At 32.9% G+C, this 5445-nt stretch carries 6 protein-coding genes; all 6 read right to left on the bottom strand.

Going from position 1 to position 5445, the window contains the following annotated elements; genetic code table 11:
• A partial coding sequence (locus K345_RS20055; RefSeq protein WP_037571515.1) for an N-acetylmuramoyl-L-alanine amidase occupies positions 1-764 on the bottom strand: 764 nt, incomplete at its 3' end.
• Between the two features lies 1 nt (position 765).
• Entirely contained in the window at positions 766-2088 is a 1323-nt protein-coding gene (locus tag K345_RS0106600; RefSeq protein ID WP_028973497.1) for a tetratricopeptide repeat protein, read from the bottom strand.
• 7 nt (positions 2089-2095) lie between these two features.
• Positions 2096-2491: a hypothetical protein gene (locus tag K345_RS0106595; RefSeq protein ID WP_028973496.1), complete on the bottom strand. Its 396-nt coding sequence runs from the start codon at positions 2489-2491 to the stop codon at positions 2096-2098.
• 9 nt (positions 2492-2500) lie between these two features.
• Positions 2501-3805: a tetratricopeptide repeat protein gene (locus tag K345_RS0106590; protein ID WP_028973495.1), complete on the bottom strand. Its 1305-nt coding sequence runs from the start codon at positions 3803-3805 to the stop codon at positions 2501-2503.
• A gap of 54 nt (positions 3806-3859) precedes the next feature.
• Entirely contained in the window at positions 3860-4198 is a 339-nt protein-coding gene (locus tag K345_RS0106585) for an N-acetylmuramoyl-L-alanine amidase (RefSeq protein WP_169714777.1), read from the bottom strand.
• A 128-nt stretch (positions 4199-4326) separates the two neighbouring features.
• The coding region (locus K345_RS23325; RefSeq protein ID WP_037571513.1) for a tetratricopeptide repeat protein at positions 4327-5445 on the bottom strand (1119 nt) is incomplete at its 5' end.

The raw sequence follows: 5445 nt of genomic DNA, 5'->3' as shown, positions 1-5445 counted from the left end.
CGCATGTCGTAAGGAAGAAAACGATAGGGAATATCATACTCATTACATAAGGATTTTAACAGTTTAGCTACACTAACTACCTGTTCTGAAGCAAATGCTGGATAGTATCTATAGCCACGATAAGAGTTTTTTTTATATCGACCAAGTTTATCATAATCATTATCCATCAAGTCTATATAGGCCTTATCTGGACTTTTAAGGGCGGCATCTAGTTCACAATATGTATATATTTCACCTTTTGAATCTACCCATTTTAAATCACTACCTTCTAAATATATGGGCCCATAATTCACAATTTCAATTGCGATAACTTTTGGATTATATTCATCCCCACAATTAGAATGATGTGCCCAATATTCAGGTTCCATGTATTCCACAATAGTCCCGTCTCTATAAACCCAGTAATTGACAGCATGCCTATCGGCATCAACAATATCTGAAGGTGTGTTACAAGTAGTACCGTCTGCGCCCTCATAAGCTCCAGCAGTAAAATGTAAACATATAGCTTTCTTATCCTTTTTATCTTTTTTGCCAATTGGCATTAATTTCTTGTTAAACGTTCCATTTTGGATGGCAAGTCTAAGTAAATTAAAAGGTTTAGAATCCTTTGTATATTCATCGATTTTTTTTAATTTTCTCATCTTAGTGATAGGTAAATCAATGTCGAAAATTTGTTCTTCAATTAGATAAGGGCGGTCGTCTAAGTAGTCATAAACTATCTTAGATATTTTACTAATATCACAGTTATCGCTATAGAGACTCATCTCAATTCTCCATTTCTTCAAATTTTTCGTTTATTGACTCTTTGTTGTATTTAGAATACATATTGAAATTTTCACTTATAGTCATAAAAAATTTTTGCTTATTAGAAGGACTCCAATCTAGATACGAAGAATATACTTTGTCTCCATTAGTATCTAACTTAGGATACTCAAGGTGATAGGAATACAGTTGATCAATACCATCATAATCCCAATATTCATCAACTATCATCACACCAGTTATTTCTATCTGATTATTTTGAGCTATAAGGTAGGGTTGACTTCCTTTTTGACCATAAGCTGAAGCCTGACCCCAAATAAAGCGATACCCTAATTGGGACAATGTATCCACTGTTTGCTGAATAAATTTAACCCGATTTTTGTCAATAAATTGATGAAGATGATATTCCCATAGATTGGTTGTATCTCCTTTAAAGTCACTAAGTAGATCTTCGAATCCTCTAGCTGAATAAAATCCACTATCAAGAGTAATAGATAGTTCATTAAGTTTAGGCTGATACTCCCAATAGGAATTGGATTCCACACTATAGAATCCGTAGAGCAACCAGAACTTAGGTTCTGATAAGTTTTGCCTAAGGTTCGAATAGCGTTTTAAACTTCGGATATATTCAAGATCAGGATCTGTTTTTGATTTTTCTAAATATCTTGAGGCTAGAAAAAAAGAAAGGCTTAGATTTTGAAATACAGAATCTTGGACATTATTAAGGAACTTTTCATTATAATATCCTTCCTGTTGGGCATATAAGCTGCTATCTTGATTAGTCCAATGCTCAAGGTAAAGCGATCCTGCACAGGCAAAATTATAATGGGCATATACATAGGTTGGATCAATCGTAATAGCTTCTGTAAACAAAACCATGGCGGATTCGTAATCACCTTTCTCATATAGGTCATAGCCTGCACTATTAAGGTTTTCAGCATTAAGTTCCCCTAAGTTGAGATGATATTTAATGACCACTTCTTCCAGTGTCAAATAACCAGTAGCTTGCCAAAACATCCTTCGTACATTAAGCATATCCAACATCAACGATTCAGGTAATTCTGTAACATCAGTAATCCCTTGCCATGTTTCATATCCTAATGTGGACCAATAGGGATCACGGCTATTAGCTGTGTCTGTATTAACAGGAGCTTTTTCTATAACGACATCTCCAGGATTTACAGGTTTTTCTGTTTGTACGATATCTTCAACACTGGGAGAGGGCTCTTCTTTCGTCTGATCCGCCTCAGCCTTTTGAGGACATCCTAATATTAAGAGACTCAGTAGGGCTAATAATAATGGTAGTAGTAATTTTCTTGGATACATATTTCCTTTACTCCGATTCGTTATAGCTAGACATTTTACCGTAATAAACTGCATTATGATCATCTCTTGATCTATTTGGTCTTGAATTATATGTGGTTGAATCAGCTCCTTTAAAATCTCCAGCTGTGAAGTGAAGACATATTGCTGTCTTTTCTGATTTATCTACTTTGCCTAAATACATTTCTTCTTTTTGGAACTTGCTGTTTTTTATTTCTGATTCAAGTAGTGTGAATTCGATCGAATCATTATCATATTCGTTTAAATGCTTTAGTTTCCGCATTTTACTTAGAGGCAATTCAATATCCAATATCTTTTCATTTAAAAGAAAAGGTCTAGCCTTAAAAAAAGTGTTTAATTTACTGGGAATAATACTTTTCTCACATACATTATGATATACACTCATTCAATATCCTTAATTCTTCAATTTCTCATCAATATAGCTTTTAAATAATTTGCGATGTAATTCGTAACTATCTCTGATCGAATCATAATAATTACTTTTATTTGAGACGTTAAAGTCATGATATGAGGTAAACCTTAGTGTCCCAATGGATGTCTTTTTAGGATAATCTATATTGTATCTATAAAGTGTTTTTGTTCCTTCTATTTTCCAAATTTCATCACGATATAATAGACCCTCTATACTAAACATATCTTCATAAGTAATTATATATGGTTGTCTACCTATATCTTTTGAGTTTCCTGTATCATAATCTACTCTATACCCTAGTCTTTTAATATCGTTATTTTCTAATTTAGTCAGTGATACTTGGTCATTTGAAATTAGCTTGTGAGTATCAAACTCCCATTGATTAATACGGCCCTTATGATCATCCCATAAATCAGAATAGCTGTATCCTGAATAGAAACCTCCATCTAGTGTTATTGATAGTTGTCCAGATTCAGGAAACTCTTCTATGTCACTTACTTCTGATTGATGATAGCCATATAACCCCCAAAATTTGGTTTCTGATAAATTTTGTCGTAAGTTGGAATAGAGTTTGAGGCTTCGTATATATTCTAAATCAGAATCTGTCTTAGATTTTTCCAAATATCTAGAGGCTAGGAAGTAGGATATGCTTAAGTTTTGAAACACTTCATCTTGGACAGTTGTTAAGAACTCCTCATTATAGTAACCTTCCTGCTGAGCGTATAATCCGCTATCTTGATTTGCCCAGTACTGAAGGTACAGAGATCCCGCACAGGCAAAGTTATAATGAGCATAGACATAGGTGGGATCAATGTTCATAGCTTCAATAAACATTTGCATGGCTGATTCATAATCACCCTTCACATATAAATCATAACCAGCACTGTTGAGATTCTCCGCATCAAGCTCACCTAAATCCAGATTATATTTACTAATTATCTCTTCCAAAGTTAAGTAAGATTCAGATTGCCATAACATCCTATTCACATTAAGCATATCCAACATCAAAGATTCAGGTAATTCTGTAACATCAGTAATGCCCTGCCATGTTTCATATCCAAGAGTGGACCAATAGGGATCACGGCTATTAGCTGTGTCTGTATTAACAGGAGCTTTTTCTATAACGATATCTCCAGGATTTACAGGTTCTTCTGTTTGTACGATATCTTCAACACTGGGAGAGGATTCTTCTTTTGTCTGATCTTCCTCAGCTTTCTGAGGACATCCTAAGAGTATGATACTCAGTAGGGCTAATAATAATGGTAGTAGTAATTTTCTTGGATTCATATTTCCTTCACTCCGATTCGTTATAGCTAGACATTTTAATTATGATTTTATTGGTTATTCTATATTAGGATTATGTCTACATTCACTAGAATGATGTGCCCAGTATTCAGGTTCCATATATTCAACAATTGTTCCATCTCTATAAATCCAATAGTTAACGGCATTATGATCATCTATGGCTCTATTTGGGCTTGTATCACATGTGGTTGAATCAGCTCCGTTAAAATGTCCAGCTGTGAAGTGAAGGCATATAGCCGTCTTTTCTGATTTATCTACTTTGCCTAGATACATTTCTTCTTTTTGGAATTGCTTACTTCTATTTATTAAGTTAGAAAGTTGCATATACTCTACAGACCCATTTACATACTCAGATAGATTCTTTAATTTTCTCATTTTACTTTTAGGTAAATTAATATTGAAAATTTGTTCTTCTAATAAGAACATATGGTCTTATTCAAAATATGTTTGCAATAAATTTTTTATTTGACTTATTTCACAAAAAATTTCATAAACTGCCATTTTTAGTACCTCATTTTCTTTAAACTTTTTTCTATAGATTTTTTTCTAATATACACATTTTGTTGATAATATTCGCGTATCGAATTGAAAAACAGTTGTTGACTAGATATTTCCCATTTGTTATTAAACTCAAAATCTAGAACATGTGTTTGGTTTTTTTGAGGGTATCCTACTTCATAGCTGTATACTGTGTGAGTGCTTGAAATATTCCAATGTTTGTCATTGTGAATTAGCCCTTCTATTTTTAATTTATTTTTGTAAGCAATTATATAAGGTTGTCTAGATTCATCATTATTAATATTTATATATTCATAATTAATTCTATATCCCCACTGCATTAATGAACCATAATCAACTTCATTTAAAGAGACATTTTGTTTGTTTATATAATTATGATAATCAAATTCCCATTGATTTATACCTCCCTTATGATTTGAAATTAGGTCGAAAATTGTAAAGGAAGAATAAAAGCCACCGTCTAATGTAATTGATAATTGTCCCGATTCTGGGTATTCCTCTATATTACTGACTGTAGACTTAAAATATCCATATATTGTCCAAAAATTGGGTTCAGAAATATTTTGTCTCATATTCGAATAACGTTTTAATTGTCGTATATATTCTAAATCAGGGTCAGTTTTGGATTTTTCTAAATATCTAGAAGCTAAAAAGAATGATATGCTTAGATTCTGAAATACCTCATCAGTTACTGTATCAATGATTTCTTGGTTATATTGTCCTTCTTGTTGTGCATAAATACCTTTATCTTTATTTGACCAATATTGGAGATATAGCGAACCAGCGCAAGCAAAGTTATAGTGTGCAAAAACATACGTCGGATCAATTTTCATTGCTTCAATGAAAAGTTGCATAGCTGCTGCATAGTCTTTTTTTTCATATAAATCATAGCCTGCACTATTAAGATTCTCTGCTGTTAGATTTCCTAGATCTAAACTATATTTTGCGATTATAACTTGTAACAATGGAAGCCAATTAGCTGACTCCCATTTCTGTCTGTTTAGATCTAGCATATTCAACATCAAAGATTCAGGTAATTCTGTAACATCCGTAATCCCTTGCCATGTTTCATATCCAAGAGTGGACCAATAGGGATCACGACT

The sequence above is a fragment of the Spirochaeta cellobiosiphila DSM 17781 genome (assembly GCF_000426705.1).
Taxonomy (GTDB): Bacteria; Spirochaetota; Spirochaetia; order DSM-17781; family DSM-17781; genus Spirochaeta_E; species Spirochaeta_E cellobiosiphila.
The sequence above is the reverse complement of the archived record's forward strand: the minus strand, read 5'-3'. Positions and strand labels throughout refer to the sequence as shown.